Annotated in this window: 16 protein-coding genes; 7 read left to right on the forward strand and 9 right to left on the reverse strand. The window is 62.3% G+C overall.

All coding sequences use genetic code 11. From position 1 onward, the window contains the following. Window positions 1–279 precede the first annotated feature (279 nt). Both parC and QYH69_RS29220 read right to left on the reverse strand, forming a co-directional pair. On the reverse strand, window positions 280–2,607 hold the full coding sequence (gene parC, locus QYH69_RS29215; protein ID WP_308835170.1) for a DNA topoisomerase IV subunit A: 2,328 nt from the start codon (window positions 2,605–2,607) through the stop codon (window positions 280–282). 97 nt (window positions 2,608–2,704) lie between these two features. Next, on the reverse strand, window positions 2,705–4,696 hold the full coding sequence (locus tag QYH69_RS29220; RefSeq protein WP_308835171.1) for a DNA topoisomerase IV subunit B: 1,992 nt from the start codon (window positions 4,694–4,696) through the stop codon (window positions 2,705–2,707). A gap of 458 nt (window positions 4,697–5,154) precedes the next feature. On the opposite strand from QYH69_RS29220, the gene QYH69_RS29225 reads away from it, so the two are divergent. Then, window positions 5,155–5,313 (forward strand): hypothetical protein, encoded by a 159-nt coding sequence (locus QYH69_RS29225; RefSeq protein WP_308835172.1) that lies wholly within the window; start codon window positions 5,155–5,157, stop codon window positions 5,311–5,313. Window positions 5,314–5,436: 123 nt separating this feature from the next. Here QYH69_RS29225 and QYH69_RS29230 read toward each other — a convergent pair whose 3' ends face one another. Together QYH69_RS29230 and QYH69_RS29235 are read right to left on the reverse strand one after the other, a co-directional pair. Continuing rightward, complete coding sequence (locus QYH69_RS29230) at window positions 5,437–7,362, reverse strand: ATP-binding cassette domain-containing protein (RefSeq protein WP_308835173.1); 1,926 nt, start codon at window positions 7,360–7,362, stop codon at window positions 5,437–5,439. Between the two features lie 267 nt (window positions 7,363–7,629). Continuing rightward, window positions 7,630–8,031, reverse strand: coding sequence for a DUF4399 domain-containing protein (locus tag QYH69_RS29235; RefSeq protein ID WP_308835174.1), 402 nt, complete (start codon window positions 8,029–8,031; stop codon window positions 7,630–7,632). Between the two features lie 241 nt (window positions 8,032–8,272). Between QYH69_RS29235 and QYH69_RS29240 the strand changes: the two genes are divergently transcribed. Next, window positions 8,273–8,455: a rubredoxin gene (locus QYH69_RS29240; protein ID WP_308835243.1), complete on the forward strand. Its 183-nt coding sequence runs from the start codon at window positions 8,273–8,275 to the stop codon at window positions 8,453–8,455. Window positions 8,456–8,922: 467 nt separating this feature from the next. Here QYH69_RS29240 and QYH69_RS29245 read toward each other — a convergent pair whose 3' ends face one another. Further along, entirely contained in the window at window positions 8,923–9,828 is a 906-nt protein-coding gene (locus tag QYH69_RS29245) for a LysR substrate-binding domain-containing protein (protein WP_308835175.1), read from the reverse strand. A gap of 117 nt (window positions 9,829–9,945) precedes the next feature. Here QYH69_RS29245 and QYH69_RS29250 point away from each other — a divergent pair, with 117 nt between their 5' ends. From QYH69_RS29250 to QYH69_RS29265, 4 genes are all read left to right on the forward strand, one after another. Further along, window positions 9,946–10,341, forward strand: a complete 396-nt coding sequence (locus QYH69_RS29250; protein ID WP_308835176.1) for a DoxX family protein — start codon at window positions 9,946–9,948, stop codon at window positions 10,339–10,341. Window positions 10,342–10,386: 45 nt separating this feature from the next. Continuing rightward, complete coding sequence (locus QYH69_RS29255; protein ID WP_308835177.1) at window positions 10,387–11,259, forward strand: NmrA family NAD(P)-binding protein; 873 nt, start codon at window positions 10,387–10,389, stop codon at window positions 11,257–11,259. Window positions 11,260–11,583: 324 nt separating this feature from the next. Continuing rightward, window positions 11,584–11,922 (forward strand): hypothetical protein, encoded by a 339-nt coding sequence (locus QYH69_RS29260; RefSeq protein ID WP_308835178.1) that lies wholly within the window; start codon window positions 11,584–11,586, stop codon window positions 11,920–11,922. Between the two features lie 597 nt (window positions 11,923–12,519). Continuing rightward, window positions 12,520–13,671 carry a HAMP domain-containing sensor histidine kinase gene (locus QYH69_RS29265; protein WP_308835179.1) on the forward strand — a complete coding sequence of 384 codons (1,152 nt, stop codon included), beginning with the start codon at window positions 12,520–12,522 and terminating at the stop codon, window positions 13,669–13,671. Window positions 13,672–14,131: 460 nt separating this feature from the next. Here QYH69_RS29265 and QYH69_RS29270 read toward each other — a convergent pair whose 3' ends face one another. Together QYH69_RS29270 and QYH69_RS29275 are read right to left on the reverse strand one after the other, a co-directional pair. After that, a complete protein-coding gene (locus QYH69_RS29270; protein WP_308835180.1) occupies window positions 14,132–14,404 on the reverse strand; it encodes a DUF6723 family protein in 273 nt (90 codons plus the stop codon). A gap of 2 nt (window positions 14,405–14,406) precedes the next feature. Next, window positions 14,407–14,961 (reverse strand): low affinity iron permease family protein, encoded by a 555-nt coding sequence (locus tag QYH69_RS29275; RefSeq protein WP_308835181.1) that lies wholly within the window; start codon window positions 14,959–14,961, stop codon window positions 14,407–14,409. A 291-nt stretch (window positions 14,962–15,252) separates the two neighbouring features. Between QYH69_RS29275 and QYH69_RS29280 the strand changes: the two genes are divergently transcribed. Then, the gene (locus QYH69_RS29280; protein WP_308835182.1) at window positions 15,253–15,546 is read left to right on the forward strand and encodes a hypothetical protein; all 294 of its coding nucleotides are present in this window, start codon (window positions 15,253–15,255) and stop codon (window positions 15,544–15,546) included. A 188-nt stretch (window positions 15,547–15,734) separates the two neighbouring features. Here the strand turns inward: QYH69_RS29280 and QYH69_RS29285 are convergent, their stop codons facing one another. After that, window positions 15,735–18,194: a PAS domain S-box protein gene (locus QYH69_RS29285; protein ID WP_308835183.1), complete on the reverse strand. Its 2,460-nt coding sequence runs from the start codon at window positions 18,192–18,194 to the stop codon at window positions 15,735–15,737. 285 nt (window positions 18,195–18,479) lie between these two features. Then, window positions 18,480–19,271: a DNA adenine methylase gene (locus QYH69_RS29290; RefSeq protein WP_308835184.1), complete on the reverse strand. Its 792-nt coding sequence runs from the start codon at window positions 19,269–19,271 to the stop codon at window positions 18,480–18,482. Window positions 19,272–19,282 lie beyond the last annotated feature (11 nt).

Below are 19,282 nucleotides of genomic sequence, written 5' to 3' on the forward strand. Positions count from 1 at the left end.
TAGCGACGCGGTTGTATCGATGCACTTGTGTCGACGCAGTCTTGTTGACGCAGATGAGTCGACAAGGGTCGCGGTCGGACTGCGCGTTCGACCGCCCACGCGCCGCGCAGTTCAGTCCATCGTTTTACTGGCCCATTAACGTACGAGGCTTTTCATCGGACGACATGGGCCGCGAAATAACGCTCAATAAAACCGCGGCGTGCAGTGCATTCCGGGAAATGCGCTGCACGCCGCGTGTTCCGGCTGGCTGCGAAGGTGCTAAGGCGTGGCGATGTGCAGCTAGCCCTGCCCTTCTTCGAGCGCGGGCCGCAACCCCGCCACCTTGAGCTTCGTATCGGGCTTGTGCCCCTTGCGGGCGCGTTTGCCGACATGCGCGGCGAGCGCCTTGCCGGACAGCGTTTCCTCGCCCGGCTTGCCGCCGCGGCCCGTGCCCATCAGCACGACGCCCGCCTTGCCGATCGCCAGCGCCTGCGCGAGCGTTTCGTTGGCGTCGAGCCCCATCAGCGTGACGCCGCGTCCACCGCCCGACAATGTCTTCATCTCGTCGAGGCCGAACACGAGCATGCGCCCCGTGCTCGACAGACACGCGACCTGCGTCGCGTCGGGCACCATCGGCATCGGCACGAGCGGCGCCGCGCCTTCGTCGATCGTCATGAACGACTTGCCGGCCTTCACGCGGCTCACCATATCGCCGAGCTTCGCGATAAAGCCGAAACCGTTGCTCGACGCGAGCAGCAGCGCCTGGTCGGCCGTCGCCGCGTAGTAATGCATGAGGTGCGTGCCCGATTCGAGTTCGATCATCGTCGTGACCGGCACGCCGTCGCCGCGGCCGCCCGGCAACTGGCTGACCGCGACCGAGTAGACGCGGCCGTTGCTGCCCCACGCGATCAACGTGTCCGGCGTGCGGCACTGGAACGCCGCGTAAAGACTATCGCCGGCCTTGAACGTGAAGCCGGCCGGATCGAGCCCGTGGCCCTTCAGCGCGCGCACCCAGCCTTTCTGCGACACGACGACCGTGACCGGCTCGTCGATCACGCGCGCTTCGAACGTCGCGCGCTTGTCCTGCTGGATCAGCGTGCGGCGCGCGTCGCCGTACTGCTTCGCATCGGCTTCGATTTCCTTGACGATAAGCCGCTTCATCGCGCTCTCGCTGCCGAGCAGCTCTTCGAGCTTCGCTTTCTCGTCGCGCAGTTCTTCGAGCTCCTTCTCGATCTTGATCTTTTCGAGGCGCGCCAATTGACGCAGCCGGATATCGAGAATGTCGTCGGCCTGGCGTTCGGACAGCTCGAACGCCGAGATCAGCGCGGCCTTCGGCTCGTCCGATTCGCGGATGATCCGGATCACTTCGTCCAGATTCAGGAAGACGATCATCCGGCCTTCGAGAATATGGATGCGGTCGTCGACCTTCGTAAGCCGGAACTGCGTGCGGCGCGTAACCGTCGTGAAGCGGAAGCCGACCCACTCGCTGAGGATTTCGCCGACGCCCTTCTGGCGCGGCCGGCCGTCGGCGCCGACCATCACGAGATTGAGCGGCGCGTTCGATTCGAGGCTCGTATGCGCAAGCAGCGTATTGACGAACTCGGTCTGCTCGATGCGGCTCGACTTCGGCTCGAACACGAGGCGCACCGGCGCGTCCTTGCCCGATTCGTCGCGCACCGCGTCGAGCAGCGCGAGCAGCGTCTGCTTCGTCTGCAACTGCTCGGGTGTCAGCGACTTCTTGCCGAGCTTGATCTTCGGGTTCGTCTGCTCCTCGATTTCCTCGAGCACCTTCTGGCACGACGTGTTCGGCGGCAATTCGTTGATGACGAGCTGCCACTGGCCGCGCGCGAGCTCTTCGATCTTCCAGCGCGCACGCACCTTCAGGCTGCCGCGGCCCGTTTCGTAGGCCGCCGCGATCTCGGCTTCGCTCGAAATGATCTGGCCGCCGCCCGGGAAGTCCGGCCCCGGCAGATGCTGCATGAGCTCCGCTTGCGTGATCTTCGGATGACGGATCATCGCGACCGCGGCCGCCGCCACCTCGCGCAGGTTATGCGACGGAATTTCAGTCGCGAGGCCCACCGCGATACCGGATGCGCCGTTCAGCAACACGAACGGCAGACGCGCGGGCAGCAGCTTCGGCTCTTCGAACGAACCGTCGTAGTTCGGCATGAAATCGACCGTGCCCTGATCGATTTCGTCGAGCAGCAGCTTCGCGATCGGCGTCAGGCGCGCTTCGGTGTAGCGCATCGCCGCAGCGCCGTCGCCATCGCGCGAGCCGAAGTTGCCCTGGCCGTCGATGAGCGGATAGCGCATCGAGAAATCCTGCGCGAGACGCACGAGTGCGTCGTAGGCGGACTGGTCGCCGTGCGGGTGATACTTGCCGAGCACGTCGCCGACCACGCGCGCCGATTTCACGGGCTTCGCGTTGTCGGCGAGGCCCATCTCGCTCATGGCGTACAGGATGCGACGCTGCACGGGCTTCTGACCGTCGCTGACGTCGGGCAGCGCGCGGCCCTTCACGACGCTGACCGCGTATTCGAGGTACGCCTGCTCCGCGTAATGGCCCAGTGTCAGCAGGTCGCCGGGCGGCGGCGCCTCTTCGAAAAGATCGGGAGTGTTGTCTTCCATCTACGTTCCGTGTCCGTGTTGCGGCTCGAGGTGCGGCTTGCTTTTCGGCATGAGTTCCGGCCTGAGTTCCGGCCTGGGTTTGGGCCTTAGTTTGGGCCTAGATATCCGCTTCGACCTCGTTGCCCTTCTCTTCGAGCCAGCTGCGCCGCGACGCCGCTTCGCCCTTGCCCATCAGCATCGTCATGCGCGCAACGGTCTTCTCGAAGTCGAGTTCGCCGAGCGCGATCGGCGACAGGCGCCGCGTGTCCGGGTTCATCGTCGTGTCCCACAACTGCTCGGCGCTCATTTCGCCGAGGCCCTTGAAGCGGCTGATCGTCCATTGCGATTCGCGCACGCCGTCCTTGCGCAGCTTGTCGAGAATCGCTTCGAGCTCGCCGTCGTCGAGCGCGTAGAGCTTCTGCGCGGGCTTCTTGCCGCGGGCCGGCGCATCGACGCGAAACAGCGGCGGCCGCGCGACGTACACGTTGCCGCGCTCGATCAGCTGCGGGAAGTGCTTGAAGAACAGCGTGAGCAGCAGCACCTGGATATGCGCGCCGTCGACGTCCGCGTCCGACAGGATGCAGATCTTGCCGTAGCGCAGATTCGACAGGTCGACGGTGTCGTCCGGGTTGTGCGGGTCGACGCCGATCGCGACCGAGATGTCGTGCACCTCGTTGTTCGCGAACAGGCGATCGCGCTCGGTTTCCCACGTATTCAGCACCTTGCCGCGCAGAGGCAGGATCGCCTGGAATTCCTTGTCGCGGCCCATCTTCGCGGAGCCGCCGGCGGAATCGCCTTCGACGAGGAACAGTTCATTACGCTCGATTTCGGTCGATTCGCAATCGGTAAGCTTGCCGGGAAGCACGGCGACGCCCGAGCTCTTGCGCTTTTCGACCTTCTGCCCCGCGCGCGTACGCGCCTGCGCCTGCTTGATGACGAGATCGGCAAGCTTCCTGCCATGCTCGACATGCTGGTTCAGCCACAGTTCGAGTGCCGGGCGCGCGAACGAGGACACGAGCTTCACCGCATCGCGGCTATTGAGGCGTTCCTTGATCTGGCCTTGGAACTGCGGATCGAGCACTTTCGCCGACAACACGAACGATACGCGCGCGAATACGTCTTCGGCGAGCAGCTTCACGCCCTTCGGCTGCAGGCCGTGCAACTCGACGAAGCTCTTCACGGCCTGGAACAGGCCGTCGCGCAGACCCGCCTCGTGCGTGCCGCCGGCCGGCGTCGGGATCAGGTTCACGTAAGACTCGCGCGTGAGCGGCCCTTCCTCGCTCCACGCGACGACCCACGCGGCGCCTTCGCCCTCGGCAAACGTCTCCTCGTTCGAGCGCGAGCTTTCCGCGTAGCGCTCGCCCTCGAACAGCGGAATCAGCAGATCGCTGCCGGCCATGCCTTCGAGCAGATAGCCGCGCAGACCGTCCTCGTACTTCCAGCTTTGCCGCTCGCCGGTCTTTTCGTTGACGAGCACGACTTCGACGCCCGGCAGCAACACCGCTTTCGAGCGCAGCAGCCGCTGCAGTTCGCCGACCGGCAGGTTCGGCGAATCGAAGTACTTCGCGTTCGGCGTGACCGTGACGCGCGTGCCGGACTTCTTTTCGCCGCGCTCGGCCGCGCGCACTTTGAGCGGCCTGACCACGTCGCCATTCGAGAAACCGAGTTCGGCGACCTTGCCGTCGCGCCAGACCGTGACGTCCAGACGCGTGGACAGCGCGTTCGTGACCGACACGCCGACGCCGTGCAGACCGCCCGAGAACGTATAGGCGCCGCCCGCGGCCTTGTCGAACTTGCCGCCGGCGTGCAGGCGCGTGAAGACGATCTCGACGACGGGCACGCGTTCGTCGGGGTGCATGCCGAACGGGATGCCGCGGCCATCGTCGTCGACCGACACCGACTGGTCGGCGTGCAGCGTGACCGTGATCTGCTTGCCGAAGCCGCCGAGCGCCTCATCCGACGCGTTGTCGATGACTTCCTGGATGATGTGCAGCGGATTCTCGGTGCGCGTGTACATGCCGGGCCGCTGCTTGACCGGCTCGAGCCCCTTCAGCACCTTGATCGACGCTTCGCTATACGCAGCGTTTGCGTTTGACTTCTTCGTAGACATGGCTTGCTCGGGTCCGTCGGTTCATCGTTGTCCACAAGTCCTGTGGACATCTGCGTGGACAATGCGTTGAATTTTCAAAAAAAGCGAAACGAAACAACGGAATGGAACGTTTGCACGATACACGGGCAGTGTGACCGCCCGCGCGCCTGCGCGCCCGCACCGCCCGCTAACGCGGATGGGACGGCATCTGCGGCGCGCCGCGGTCGGCAGCGGATTCGCGGGTATTGTACTGATTTCGATGCGCGCGGCAATTTGGATCGGGCAGGATTGGCCGTTCGGGAGCGATAGAATGCGATTCCTCCCCGTGTTTCATACCGGAGCGCAGCCGTGAGACCGTCCGAAGCGTTGGGCGCCCCTCGCGCCGAAATCAGGACGATCGTTGCCGATCACGATGCGGCCAACGCACGCATATTCGGTTCCGTCGTCACCGGCGACGACGACGAAAACAGCGCCTCGATTTGCTCATCGATCCGACGCCGGAAACAACTCTGTTCGATATCGTTCGCATCCAGCGGCGCGTGCAAACGTTGCGGGGCGTATCGGTCGATGTGCTTACGCCGCCTGCATTGCCGGAATCGTTCCGTGCGAAGGTGGTCAGCGAAGCGGTGCCCGTGTGAAGAGAAAGAGCGATCTGCGGTATGGCAGACACTGGTGCGCGACCGGCCGGAACTACAGCGCCAGCTTGCCCGGATACGACAGCCAGAATAAACGACCCGAATCAGATCGTCCCCGGAAGCGTTTTACTTCCCCTTGTTCTCCAGCTCATCCCACCGCTCGAGCGCTACCATCAGTTCCTCATCGATTTCCGCGTAACGCTGCGTGAGACGCGTGCCTTCCTGGGCGTCCTTCGCGAAGATCGACCCGTCTTCGAGTTGGACGGCAATGGTTTTCTGCTCCCCCTCGAGCGCCGCGATCCGTTCCGGCAGCGCCTCGAGTTCGCGCTGTTCCTTGTATGACAGCTTCACCGACCGCTGAGCATTGCGGCCCGCCGCGCTTTCTTTCGGCGCTGTCTCCCTAGCCGCTTCCTTCGGCGCGTCGCGCTGCGCGAGCTGTTCGGCGCGCTCGCGCTGCATCTGCCAGTCGGTGAAGCCGCCGACATATTCGCGCCACTTGCCTTCGCCCTCCGCCGCGATAACCGAAGTCACCACGTTGTCGAGAAACGCCCGGTCGTGGCTCACGAGCAGCACGGTGCCGTCGTAGTCGGTCAGCAGTTCTTCGAGCAGTTCGAGCGTCGGAATGTCGAGATCGTTCGTCGGTTCGTCGAGCACCAGCACGTTCGCCGGACGCGCGAACAGCCGCGCCAGCAGCAGCCGGTTGCGCTCGCCGCCCGACAGCGACTTCACCGGCGAGCGCGCACGCTCCGGTGCAAACAGGAAATCGCCGAGGTAGCTCATCACATGCTTCTTCGCGCCGTTGATCTCGACCCAGTCGCTGCCGGGGCTGATCGTATCGGCGAGACTCTTCTCCTGATCCAGTTGCGCGCGCATCTGGTCGAAGTACGCGACCTGCAGATTCGTGCCGACGCGCACGCGCCCTTCGTCGGGCTGCAACTCGCCGAGAATCAGCTTGAGCAGCGTCGTCTTGCCCGCGCCGTTCGGACCGACGAGGCCGATCTTGTCGCCGCGCATCAGCGTGGCCGAAAAGCGCTCGACCACGGTGCGTGCGCCGAAGCGCTTCGTCACGTCCGTGAGCTCCGCGACGATCTTGCCGGACTTTTCGCCCTGCGCGACATCGAGCTTCACGTTGCCCTGCACGTTGCGACGTTCGGCCCGCTCGTTGCGCATCTGCACGAGCCGCGCAATGCGGCCGACGCTGCGCGTGCGGCGCGCTTCGACGCCCTTGCGGATCCACACTTCTTCCTGAGCGAGCAGCTTGTCGAATTTCTCGTTTTCGACCCGCTCGACTTCGAGCTGCTGCGCTTTACGCGTCTGATACGCGGAGAAATTGCCCGGGTACGACAGCAGCCGGCCGCGGTCGAGTTCGACGATGCGCGTCGCGATGCGGTCGAGAAACGCGCGGTCGTGCGTGATGAACAGCAGACCCGCGCGTTGCGAGAGCAACAGTTCTTCGAGCCAGCGGATGCCGTCGAAGTCGAGGTGGTTCGTCGGCTCGTCGAGCAGCAGCACGTCCGGCTGCAGCACGAGCGCACGCGCAAGCGCGACGCGCTTTTGCATGCCGCCCGACAGCGCGTCGACCTGCGCGTCGCCGTCGAGGCCGATCTGCGCGAGCGTCGTGGACACACGCGTGCGCCAGTTCCATGCATCGGCCGCGTCGAGCGACGACTGCACGGTGTTCATGCGCGCGAGCAAGGCATCGTGCTCGCCGCCTTCCGGCGTCTGCGCGAGCGCATGCGCGACGCGGTCGTATTCGTCGAGCAGTTCGCGCGCATGCGCGAGCCCGCCCGCGACCGTGTCGAACACCGACGTGCCCGCTTCGAATTCAGGCTCCTGCGGCACGTAGACCGTGACGAGATTCTGTTGACGCGTGACGAGTCCGTCGTCGGGCTTCGCGAGGTCCGCGACGATTTTCAGCAATGACGACTTGCCCGCGCCATTGCGGCCGATCAGGCCGACGCGCTCGCCGGCTTCGAGCGAAAAGTCCGCGTGATCGAGCAACGCGACGTGACCGAACGCGAGTTGCGCGCCGGTGATGGTGTAAAGCGACATGGGAAAAGGATCGGGCTGCGATGAGGCGAAACGCTCATTGTACCGGGCGGCATGCGCGGTGGCCGCGTGACCGACCGGGAAGCCGCGTGCGAGGTGGGCCGTGTGGCGAACGGTGTGGCGAAGTGCGTGGCGAAGTGCGCGACTCGATGCGCGACCGAACGCGCGACGAGCGCGTTGCGATGCCGCGCGTGGTGGCGCAAGGCGACGCCGGAGTGCGGCGCCTTGCGTTGCCATTCGCGTTACTTCACTTGCGCGGTTCCGGTCGCGCTACTTCACATGCACCGTAATTGTCTGACTCCAATCGGGCCCGTACGAGCGATGTGCGCCATCGCCGAATTGCAGCGTGAGCGTGTGATCGCCCGGCGGCAGTGTAATCTCGGTTTCGGACTGCCCTTTGCCGAAATGCAGCGATTTGTCGTTGGCCGGAATCACGGCGCCCTTCGGCACGGGCTGCCCGTCGATCAGCAAATGATGATGACCGGTGCCGTCGGTCATCGTGCCGGCCGGCGCGACTTTCATGCCGTCGACGGCGAATTTCACGTGCACGGGGTTGCTCACGGTCGCGCCGTCTTTGGGCTCGACGAACGACACGCCGTTGGCGCGCGCAACGCCCGATGCAACCAGCAGACCAACGCACAGCGCGGTCCCCATCCATCTGTTCCTGAACATCGTCTTCTCCTTGAAATGACGGCCCGTGACGGGACGGTGGCGTAACGACCGCGCGCCAAAGCATACACCGGCGCACGCCGGCGATCGCGTGCGCAGCGTCGCGACGCATCCGCGACTGCGACGCTTTTGCCGACGAAGTGCCCTGACGATTTCCGGTAAAATTGTGGATCGCTGCGCGTTTCCGGTCGAGGAAAGGAACAACGCGCGAATCGAGCGTTTTGAACGGATGGGTGAGTACGTCGTGAGTGAAGTTGTCGAATACAAAAGCTGGGTTTGTTTGATCTGCGGCTGGATCTACAACGAAGAAGAAGGACTGCCGGAAGATGGCATCGCGGCGGGGACGCGCTTCGCCGATATTCCCGAAGACTGGCGCTGCCCGTTGTGCGATGTGAGCAAGTCGGAATTCGCTGTTGTGGAGTTCTGAGCGGCGCCTTATGCCATCGTTTGTGCTGCTTGTGGTGGCGCGTCATTCGTAGGCTAGGGCAGCTTTGTTATACTCTGGCCCCTGCCGTTGCGTTGTTGGGTCCGCGGTTGGGTCCGTAGGTTGGACTTTCGGCGGTCCTGGGTCCTCTCCCTGTAGTTCAGGGGATGGAATGAGAAGAAAAAACGTTATAATTCAACAGACTCACATCTTGCTATAGCAAATCTGTAGCAACGACATTTCTCCGCTTCCCGGACAACGTCCTGGCACTAATCAAGCGACATGCGGTAGACGCCCTTGATGCAGCAGTATTTCCGCCCCGCCTGATAAGCTTTTGCGCGATGGCCTACGCCATTGCCTACGCCGTCGATTTCCTGTGTGGTCGCGCTTGCCCGTTGCTGCCCCCGACGAGTGGCAGCTTCGGAGCAGCCAATTTTAGGGCACTCTCGATCAACGTCTATCCACCCCCCTCATTCCAGATACGGCGTCAGCACAACTTCGATCCATTTCATGAATGCGCGGACTCGGCGCGACAGATTGCTCCGATGTGCTACGACGAGGGACGCGGCGAGCGCCCGGCGACGAGAGTCGGGAATAACCTCCACAAGCGCCCCACTTTCCAAGTATCGGCCAATCCCCAGGAGGGGCGCCTGAATCATGCCGAGGCCGGCGAGCGCAGCGGCTTCGTAGATCTGCGCGTTGTTGACGTGTAGCGTACCCGGCAACTGAAGCGTCGCGTAGCCGTCGCCGTTCGGATATTCCCATCCATAAGGTCTTGAGCCGAGCATGGTCGAAAAATGAATTGCCCGATGTCCCTGACGCTGGAGATCCACTAGCGATCGGGGGACGCCATAGCGTGCCAGATAGGCGGGACTGGCAGCGTTGACCATGCGTAGCAGACCCAGTGGGCGGGCAATGAGCGTCTCGTCCCGTATCGGTCCAAGCCGCAATACACAGTCGAACCCCTCTTGAACCAGATCGACTTGCCGATCCGTACTCGACACCTCCAGCTCCAACTCGGGGTGAGCCGCCATGAACTCCGGCAAGGCCGGCATGATCGTGGTGCGCGCCACTTCGGACGGAAAATCCACCCTTAGACGCCCGCGAAGTGCGACGTGCTCGCTTGCGAACATTGAATGCAGGTCATCTACTTCGGCAAGCAGATCGCGGGCGCGCGCATGAAACACACGTCCGTCCTCTGTCAACTGCACGCTCCGCGTCGTGCGGTGCAGGAGTCTGACACCGACATCTTCTTCCAGCTTCCGGACAGCCGTTGAGACCCTCCCTTTCTGGATGCCCAAGCTGTCGGCAGCGCGGGTGAAGCTCCCCATTTCCGCGACCGTTATGAATATGAGGAGGGGTTCGAGATTATGCATTTTCGCGCCTCGGTATTGTTACCCGCAGAGGGAACACTCAGTTCACTTTATCGACGTTTACCATACCTGAAAAACACAATACCCTTCGAAATTGAGACCCACATCGGAGAACAACGAGTGACTGAAACCATGACCTTGCATCGCGCCCTGTGGGCTGGCCGCGTAATGAGCGTGCTTGTCGTTATCGCTCTGGTGGCAGACGGGATTATTCAACTTTTCGTGCCCGCACAGATCGCGAGCGTCTTGCAGGAAACCGGGTTCGCGATGGACGTTACCTGTGTCGTGGGTCCGATCGTCCTTGCCTGCGCCATCCTTTACGCCATCCCGGCTACCGCCGTCCTCGGCGCGATCCTGGTGACGGGCTATCTGGGAGGTGCCATCTGCGCCCATGTCCGCATTGGTGAGTTGGGATCGTTGCCAGAGATCATTTCGCTGGTTCTGGGCGCGTTGACATGGGGTGGCCTCTACGCACGCAACTCCCGTATCCGAGCGATTCTGCCGCTCATTCGTTAAGCCAACCGGGGCAGTCCTCTGTCCGTCAATATCCGGAGAAAGCATATGTTTTTAGTAACGGGAATCACGGGAAAAGTAGGCGGCGCAACGGCAGAACATCTGTTGGCGCACGGCAAGAAAGTACGCGCGCTCGTCCGCAATCGCGAGAAGGCGGCTCAGTGGGAGAACCGGGGCGTGGAACTGGTAGACGGCGATTGGAATGATTCGGCAGCCATCGAGCACGCGCTCAAGGGTGTCGAAGGCGCGTTCGTCATGTTGCCGGCTGTCTGGGCGCCCTCGCCCGATTTCAAAGAAGCCAGGGGCGTGATTGCAAACTATGTCGAGGCGCTCACCAGGGCATCGCCGCCACGAGTGGTTGCGCTTTCGTCGATGGGGGCGAACAGAACCAGCGGGCTGGGGATGATCACGGCGCTGTCGCTTCTGGAGCAAGGATTTCGCGACCTGACATTGCCGATCGCCTATGTGCGCGCCGGCGGATTTTTTGAAAACTTCCTTTACGGCTTGCATGTTGCCCAAGGTGGCACGCTCCCCGTCTACTACAACCCGACCGATCGGAAATCGACCATGGTCGCGACCAACGACATCGGCGCCGAAGTCGCAGCGCTTCTGGCCGGGCGGGCATGGTCGGGGCATCGCGCCATCGAGCTCGGTTCGATGGTCAGTGCGGATGAAGTAGCGACACAACTGGGTGAAGTCCTGAAGGTCGACGTCAACGCTTTTGCTGTACCGCGGGCCGGGTGGCCGGCAGCGTTCGAGCAGCTCGGCGTTCCGAAGGGCCAGACGGGACCGGCCGAAGCGATGTATGACGCCGTCAACTCAGGCTGGATGGACCTCGGCGTCGAGGGTACGGAGCACGTCCCGGGCGCGACATCCGCCCGCGATGTCTTCGCGGCGGCCCTGAGGGCCGCTACAGAATAGGTCAGCGGATCACCGAGGGGATACGACTTTGGAAAGACGACTCGTTTTCAGTTGTTCTCGAATGTCCGCTTTGCGGCATCAATTTGAAGCAGTCGAAGGGCTGGTATTGGCCGCAAGCAGAAGACCGGGATGATTGCTGTTGCGCGCTTGCGCGCTTTAAACTAACACCAAAGCAACTTTGCGACGGACTATGACCAACGTATCCATCGGTGCAGCCGCCGGATCGCCTGCGCCCCGCAGAGACACGGGAAGCAGCAGCAGCGCCACCGCCGCGCGCCGTTTTGCATGCAAGGGGCACTGAATTCCATCAAAAGGAATCGAGACATGACTACCGATCGCCCGCCGCTTTATTCCGTTTGGGAAAACCGCGCCGGTGAAAAAATTTTCGTCGAGGAAGTGACCGCGCCTTTGACCGAAGAGGAAATCGCCAGCGATCTCGATGCTGAAGGATTGACCGGCGAAGACTTCGAGCGCGAAGCCACCGCCATGCGCGCGATGTTCGTCGTCACATATGTGGCATACGAAGGTCGCGGCAATCTTGAGGCCGTAAGATTCGAAACGGACGAAGGGCAGTGGGCGCAGCTGACCGGTCCGGACGGATTCCACATCAAAGGCATCAAGCCCACCCGGTCAATCATGCGACAGCCTCCGGGACACGGCTGAACGCCAGACTTGTCATGCGTCACGGATTGGCGCGCACCGACCACTCGTGCCTCTGCGGTCGACGTGCTCCGCGCATTCATTTTGCGCCCCTCGGGGCGGCGTCGTGTACAACGTCACCGTTTCTGGCGCCTGATCCTCGAATAAATCGCGCGACCAGACCAACTAGCTCATCGGGCGGAGACCCTTTCCGGTAGTAGCCATCGAAGTCCTCAAGCGGCCCTTTTTCGCGCAGGTCGGCCGTCGAGAGCGACGTGTAGGCAATCAGTGGTGTTTCTCGACGCCTGCATGGAGCGCAGAATGCGCGCCACCTGGAAACCATCTGTTTCGGGCATGGTCCATCAATGATGAAAAGATGCGGCGTCAAGGATCGAACCTGCGTGCGCGCCTACTCGGCGCCGCTCACATGACGAGCGTCCAGCCGTTCGTGTTGAGCAGGCCTCGACTGGCAGGCCAGTGCGCGTATCATCGTCAATAACCATTATCCTCGCTGCTGCATCCAGAAGTGTCGCTCACCGCTGCGAAACGCGCGGGCACGTGTTTCTCGCAGTCACCGCCATACAGCTCAGTGCCTTCGCCAGCCGTTCCTCTGGAGGGAGTATGGATCTCTGCGAGTTCATTAACGAAAATCTGGAGGCCCTGGTTGACGACCGGCTCTCGGCTGCGCGCACGTTACGAGCCATCGGGGGTATTGCCCGGACAGAACTTCAGCAAACCGCGCGCCGGACTCTGCTCGACATCGTCGACCGCATGCGCCGCCCACAGGCTGGACACGACGCCGCTGGCCCGCCCGGCGCGATGTCATCTGAACGCCTTCCGGGCGGCGAGTCCGGTTTCGATGTGCAACCGGTAAGTTTGCCGGCAAGCGGCTACTCGCTGAACGATCTGACGGAGGATTACCGGCTGCTGCGTGCCAGTGTAGTGAAACGCTGGCTACCCGCTGATGCGCAGATGGACCCGGCAGCGCTGCATGAGCTCGTGCGCTTCAACAACGCAGTCGATGAGGCACTGACTGAGGCTGTTGCCCGCTACTGGTCCGGCATGGTCCGCACGCGGGACCAGTTCATCGGAATACTGGCGCACGACCTGCGGACACCGCTCGGTGCCATCTCCATGTCGGTCGAATACCTGATGCGGCTCGAGGAGCAACCAGCCTCCGCGCTGCGCTCCATTGCGGTGGTACAGCGCAGCTGCGCGCGCATCCAGCGAATGCTCGACGATCTGCTCGATTTTACCCGTACCCGCATTGGCGGCGCCCTTCCGGTGAATCCTGAACCGGTCAACCTCGGCAACATCTGCCAGCAGGCGCTTGCGGAGCTGTCCGCGCTTCATATGGATGAAGAAATCCGCTGGAACTCTGGCGGCGATCTCGCTGGCGAGTGGGATGCCGCGCGCCTGGCCCAGGTAATTACGAATCTGCTTGAAAATGCCATCGAGCACGGGCGACGTGGCGCTGTGGTTAGATTGTCGACGCGGGGAGAGGCGGACAGCGTATACATCGTCGTCAGTAACGAAGGCGAGCCGATCCCGGACAGCGAACTTGACCGCCTATTCGATCCGCTGATACGCCGGTCCACACAAACCGAGCCGCGCCGCGCTGGCGCCGGACTGGGTCTTGGCCTGTTCATCGCGCGTCAGATCGTTGTGTCGCACGGCGGAAACATTTCTGCAGCGTCGGATGCGAACGCCACCAGCTTTACGGTGCGATTACCGCGGACCTGCGCCTCTGGCGGCAAGGGCAGCCGCGAATGACAGGATGTTCCCGACCGATGTTCAACGGGATCGGACTGGTCCGGCAGGGCATCCTTTCACGAGCTGTCCGCTGCGCGAATTAATGCCCGCCGGAGCAGCGAGATCGGGAATGCGCCACATTACCCGGACCATGTAACGGTGACAGGAAACCTTCATGGATTCGGACGAACAGGCAGCAAGGGGCGCGCGCGAAACGGACAGGCATATAGCGGCGTTGAACGGCTCTGATGTGTGTGGTACCGGCTCATGCGGCGACTGCGTCCGCTCGATGATGTACTGCGATTCATCGACGGCGCCAATGCCGACATGCTCGAGCGCAAAGCCGATCGACGGCGGGCGCTGCGCCTTTCCCGGGGCGCGCGAAAAGGAAGCGGCCGTCCCGATTTGACGTGCGACTAGCGGACAAGTATCTGGTTGACCTGCGTCTGGGCGCATTTGACGATGTCGACGACCCGCCGGGTCACGGCTCCGGATGGGCGATGTCCGCATCGATGATCTTTTCGGCCTGCGATGTCGCTGCGGCCCTCGCTTCCTTGACCGACTCGAACGGTCCGATGCTCGCGGCACCTTCAAAGGGATAGAGCAGACGGCCGTCCGTCCTGCGCACGAGCGACAGATCGCCGAGGAATTGCCCGTTCGGCAAGGCTCTGGCCGTGACGAAGATGTGGTAATCCTCGCGGCTTTCGGTGCGTGCCTTGCCTGTCGGCACGATGCGAAGCTTCCGGCGCACCATGATCAGTTGCCCTGCGTCCCGCCGCAGCCATGTCTGGCGCTCTCGCTGGCACCCGCGCGGGCCTGCTCTACCGAATCGCCGATCTGCTCTGCACCATCGGAGCGTCGCCCTGCTTTTTCGGCGAGCTCGAGGTAGGCGGCCGCAATGCGTCGCAAGTCGTTTTCTGATGCATCCTCTATCCCGATCAGCCTGTTGCTCGCATCGTGATGCGAAGCGAGCAGTTCGTTAAGCTTCAGATGGACAGCGACGCTGTCCTTGTTCTGGCTCTGCTGGATCAGAAACACCATCAGGAACGTGACGATCGTGGTGCCTGTATTGATCACGAGTTGCCATCCATCTGAATAGTGAAAGAGCGGCCCTGTGATGATCCATAAAACAATCGCCATTACTGCAATGCTGAAAGCGACTGGCGAGCCGGCCCATCGCGTGACGGCAGCCGCAAAGGCATCGAAGGCGCGCGTGACAGGGTGCCGGCTCGCATAGGCGGGACTCGACGTGTCGGGTACGGTGTTAAGACGATCGACCGATGGGCCGCCGTCTGTCGGGTGAATTCGCATTGTCGCCTCCGCGTCTGCTTTCGGTATCGCGCCGCGCCGGAGCACAGAATGACGGCACTCGCGCATACGGCGCCGCTGGTACTGGAGCGGACAGCACATCGCGTGCCTAAATGCCACTTGAGGGAGTGTGAGCTACACATGCGAGCCACAGATAATCGATTGCGAACTGGCGACTGCCCGGTACACGGACAGGGTTTGGGACGCTTCAGGGCCGGCATGTTGTCGCCGATCTGGGCAGGAACAGCAACTGCGGCGCTGGCGATCAGACGGCGATCGACATGAGGCGAAGGCGTGAATGAAACATATTATCTGGATCTCCTCGTCAAGCTGCTGAACGTGGACGCGGAGATCGCCGATTGCGAGCGGGAGCTGACGGAAGTCATGCGGTGGCTGACGAAGTTGCCGGAAGACCGCGGACCCTACGGTGCCGACTGCTCATCCGCGCTTGGCATCAAGCTGGACAGGTTCCGGGTCGCCCGGCGCGACACCACCGCGATGTTGGCCAAGGCCTGTACGGACTGTTTTTGCACGTGCGAGCGCATACCGCGACGGCATGCAGCACGGCGATCAGCCGCACGCCCGTGAGACCCATCAGCGCGCCTGAGCAGCGCAACGCATAGTTCTGATAGCACGCCGAATTCGACCTCGCTTGCAAAATCAATCTGCACTCCTGAACCTGCAACATTCGACACGGAGGTGCATGGGACAAATATTGCGAGGCCTGGACGCTGCGCATGTCATGGTGCGCACGTGTTTCGCAGTAGTGCTGGCGGCTACTGTTCCCCTGACGATGCCTCGCCAGCGGAGTCCGGCGTGTGGCTTGCCTCGCGTGTTCCACTGGAATTGCCGCCTGGTCGCGGCTTCGCCTGCCGGTTTCTTGCGGACTGCAGCGCATCCTCTAACTGCGCGAGCGTGTACGGCTTGCGCAGCGCCGACCAGTCGAACGGTAGTGTCTCCCAAGCCGGCGGGCTGTTCCCGGAAATAAAGATTACCTGGAGGTCTGGACGAATCGCAACTGCACGGCGCGCGAGTTCCACCCCCGGCATGTCGGGCATCACGAGGTCTGTCAGAAGAATGTCAAAGTCGCTTCCCTGTAGCGCCCGGAGAGCCCCTTCTGCGCTATCCGCATGTTGCGCCTTCGTTCCTAGCAGCAGCAGAAGCTCACATAGCGCGTCGAGCGACGCCTTGTCATCGTCTACCGCGAGAACGCGCACTTCTTCATCGAGCGCTACCCGGACATTGGACTCACGACCGGATTCAGCCGCCTTCTGTCTTGTCGCCTTGCTATCGCCGTCGCCGAGCACGCGCCGCACCTTCATGGCCAGTTGCTGGCGGCTGTATGGTTTGCTTAGCAGTTCCACCCCCGGGTCCAAGCGGCCACCGTGAACGATCGCGTTCTGGGTATAGCCGGAGGTAAAAAGGACCTTCAGTCCTGGCAACATCTGGATGGCTCGTCGTGCCATCTCGGGACTGCGCAGCGCACCGGGCATCACAACGTCCGTGAACAGCAGATCGATATGTACGCCGCTCGCGACGACAGCCAGTGCCTGCTCCGCGTTGTTTGCTTTCAGCACCGAATAACCGAGACCGGTAAGGAGTTCGACAACCGTCGACTGGACCTGCAGGTCATCCTCCACGACGAGAATCGTCTCTTCGCCCCGCTTCATACTGTGCATGGTAAGCGTTTCGGCTTCCACTGCCGTCCCGGTGGAGCGGGGCAGATAGATCCTGACGGTGGTTCCCTCGCCAATCTCGCTGTAGAGCCTGATGTGTCCGCCACTCTGTTTGACAAAACCATATGCCATGCTCAGCCCGAGGCCAGTGCCCCGGCCCTCCGGTTTCGTGCTGAAGAAGGGATCAAAGGCCCGCCCCATCACTTCCTGACTCATGCCAGTTCCCGTGTCCGTAACGGCCAGCATGACGTACTGTCCGGCACTGACGTCAGGCACCGACGATACGTATTCGTCATCAAGCGTTGCGTTGGCCAGTTCGAGCGTGAGCTTGCCGCCGTCCGGCATGGCGTCACGTGCGTTGATGGCCAGATTGAGAATCACGTTTTCCAGCTGATGCGGATCGACGAGGACGTTCCAGAGACCGCCCGCGACAACGGACTCGATCTCGATCGTCTCGCCCAGCGCCCGGCGCAACAGGTCGTCCAGCGCGCGAAGCTGACGTGCCGGGTTGATGACGACCGGCGCCAGGGGTTGCTGGCGGCCGAAGGCGAGCAGTTGCGAGGCGAGTTTCGCCCCACGGTCCACGGCGTCAATCGCCTTGCCCAGGCGCTCAGCACTCCAGGCGTCGCGACCGTGTCTGTTTTCCAGCAGTTCGAGGTTCCCCCGGAGCACTTGCAGAACATTGTTGAAATCGTGCGCCACCCCGCCGGTCAAGTTTCCCAGCGCCTCCATTTTTTGCGACTGGAAGAGAGCCCGCTGCGTCTGCTCCAGCGTTTCCGCTGCGCGCCGACGCTCGGTAACGTCCCGGGTGACCTTCGCAAACCCGACAACCTCGCCGTTCTCACGGATTGCATCAATTACCACGTGCGCCCAGAAACGGCTCCCGTCCTGGCGCACCCGCCAGCCCTCCGCCTCGAAACGGCCTTCGCGTCTCGCCGTCTCGAGCGCGCGGAACGGCACGCCGGCCTCGATGTCCTCCGGGGTGTAAAACCTGGAGAAATGCGAGCCGACGATTTCGCGTTCGCTGTATCCCTTGATCCGCCGCGCGCCCGAGTTCCAGCTTGTCACCCGCCCCTCGGGCGACAGCATGAAGATGGCGTAGTCGGTAACGCCCTGAACCAGGAGGCGGAAGCTCCGCTCGCTCTCGATCACCGCATCATGAGCCGCCTTTTTGTCAGTGACGTCATGAACGACCATGCCGAAGCCGAGGAGCTGGCCGTCGCCGTCACGAAGTGCCGTAAAGACGACGTTAGTCCAGAACGTGGTGCCGTCCTTCCGCAGGCGCCAGCCTTCACTGACATGGCGTCCGGAAGCGGTCGCAGCCCGGAGCTCTGCTTCAGGCACGCCTGAGGCCCGGTCCGTCTCCGTGTAAAAAATGGAAAATCGCTGCCCTATAATTTCATCGGCCTCATAACCTTGGATCCGCTCGCCACCTGGATTCCAGGTCATCACGTTGCCGTCGGGGGACAGGGCAAAAATCGAGTATTCGTCGGTCGATTCGGCCCATAACCGAAGCCAGACGGAACTGAACTCGCCGGCTGATGTGGTATCGTCGTTCACTTTTTTAGCGGATGCAAATGCCTACCCGGCCAGGCGCCAGGCCAGAACTACGTGCAGCACGCAATATTCGAGCCTGAAGACTTATATGACCTCGCGAACAACAACGAGCGGCCGAAACAGTCTGTCGAACGGGTCCGCAAAGCGCGGCACACCCAGAGCGCGCTTCGCAGGCCAACGCCACTGTTCGCCCGCTTCGCCATCACGCAAGCACTGGCAACCGAAAAGGGCGGGATGGTGGGCGCTTGAAAGGCAGTACTGTGTATGGCATGCGAGGATGCGGCTCAGTTAGAACAGCCCCGCCGGCTCTCTAGCATCATTCCAGCTGAAAATGATCACCTCCCTCCGCGCAGCATCGCGACCGCCACCGGCGACGGTGTACTTCACATCCACGTGTTCAATGTGAAACCCTTCGAATGCCTGCCGAATCGCCGGATGGTCGTTCAGACTCACGATCGCCCTGCCTTTGATTGACCGCAGCATCAATGCCATCGCCTCGTATTCGTGGAACGGAAACGATACACCGTAGCCTTCCGTCTCCCAATACGGCGGGTCCAGATAAAACAGCGTGCGCGGCCGGTCATAGCGATCAATGCACGCTTTCCAGTCCAGATGCTCAATGTACGTTTGCGACAATCGCAAGTGTGCGGCCGACAACGTTTCTTCGAGCCGAAGCAGGTTCAGGCCTGGCGGCGTTGTCGTCGCCGTTCCGAACGTCTGTCCCTCGATCTTTGCGCCGAAGCAGTTGTGCTGCAGATAGTAAAAACGAGCTGCGCGCTGGATATCGGTGAGCGTTTCCGGAACGGTATCCTGCAACCACCTGAACACCTGGCGACTCGATAACGCCCACTTGAACTGCCGCACGAACTCCTCGAGGTGGTGCTGCACGACGCGATACAGGTTCACCAGCTCTCCGTTGATATCGTTGATCACCTCCACCTTTGCCGGCGGACGCATGAAGTAGAGCGCGGCCCCGCCCGCGAATACCTCAACGTAGCAATCGTGCTCGGGAAAACGCGGAATCAGATGGTCTGCGAGGCGGCGCTTGCCGCCGATCCATGGAACGATAGGTGTAGCCATATGTGGAATTG

Origin of the sequence: Paraburkholderia sp. SARCC-3016, assembly GCF_031119615.1 — a bacterium.
Lineage (GTDB): Bacteria > Pseudomonadota > Gammaproteobacteria > Burkholderiales > Burkholderiaceae > Paraburkholderia.

Excerpts from the sequence above, each read along its gene's own strand:
- QYH69_RS29255 (WP_308835177.1), top strand. The coding sequence starts at position 10,387 with ATGTTTTTAGTAACGGGAATCACGGGAAAAGTAGGCGGCGCAACGGCA.
- QYH69_RS29275 (WP_308835181.1), bottom strand. The coding sequence starts at position 14,961 with ATGCGAATTCACCCGACAGACGGCGGCCCATCGGTCGATCGTCTTAAC.
- QYH69_RS29270 (WP_308835180.1), bottom strand. The coding sequence starts at position 14,404 with ATGGTGCGCCGGAAGCTTCGCATCGTGCCGACAGGCAAGGCACGCACC.
- QYH69_RS29290 (WP_308835184.1), bottom strand. The coding sequence starts at position 19,271 with ATGGCTACACCTATCGTTCCATGGATCGGCGGCAAGCGCCGCCTCGCA.
- QYH69_RS29265 (WP_308835179.1), top strand. The coding sequence starts at position 12,520 with ATGGATCTCTGCGAGTTCATTAACGAAAATCTGGAGGCCCTGGTTGAC.
- QYH69_RS29245 (WP_308835175.1), bottom strand. The coding sequence starts at position 9,828 with ATGCATAATCTCGAACCCCTCCTCATATTCATAACGGTCGCGGAAATG.
- parC (WP_308835170.1), bottom strand. The coding sequence starts at position 2,607 with ATGGAAGACAACACTCCCGATCTTTTCGAAGAGGCGCCGCCGCCCGGC.
- QYH69_RS29260 (WP_308835178.1), top strand. The coding sequence starts at position 11,584 with ATGACTACCGATCGCCCGCCGCTTTATTCCGTTTGGGAAAACCGCGCC.
- QYH69_RS29230 (WP_308835173.1), bottom strand. The coding sequence starts at position 7,362 with ATGTCGCTTTACACCATCACCGGCGCGCAACTCGCGTTCGGTCACGTC.
- QYH69_RS29235 (WP_308835174.1), bottom strand. The coding sequence starts at position 8,031 with ATGTTCAGGAACAGATGGATGGGGACCGCGCTGTGCGTTGGTCTGCTG.
- QYH69_RS29220 (WP_308835171.1), bottom strand. The coding sequence starts at position 4,696 with ATGTCTACGAAGAAGTCAAACGCAAACGCTGCGTATAGCGAAGCGTCG.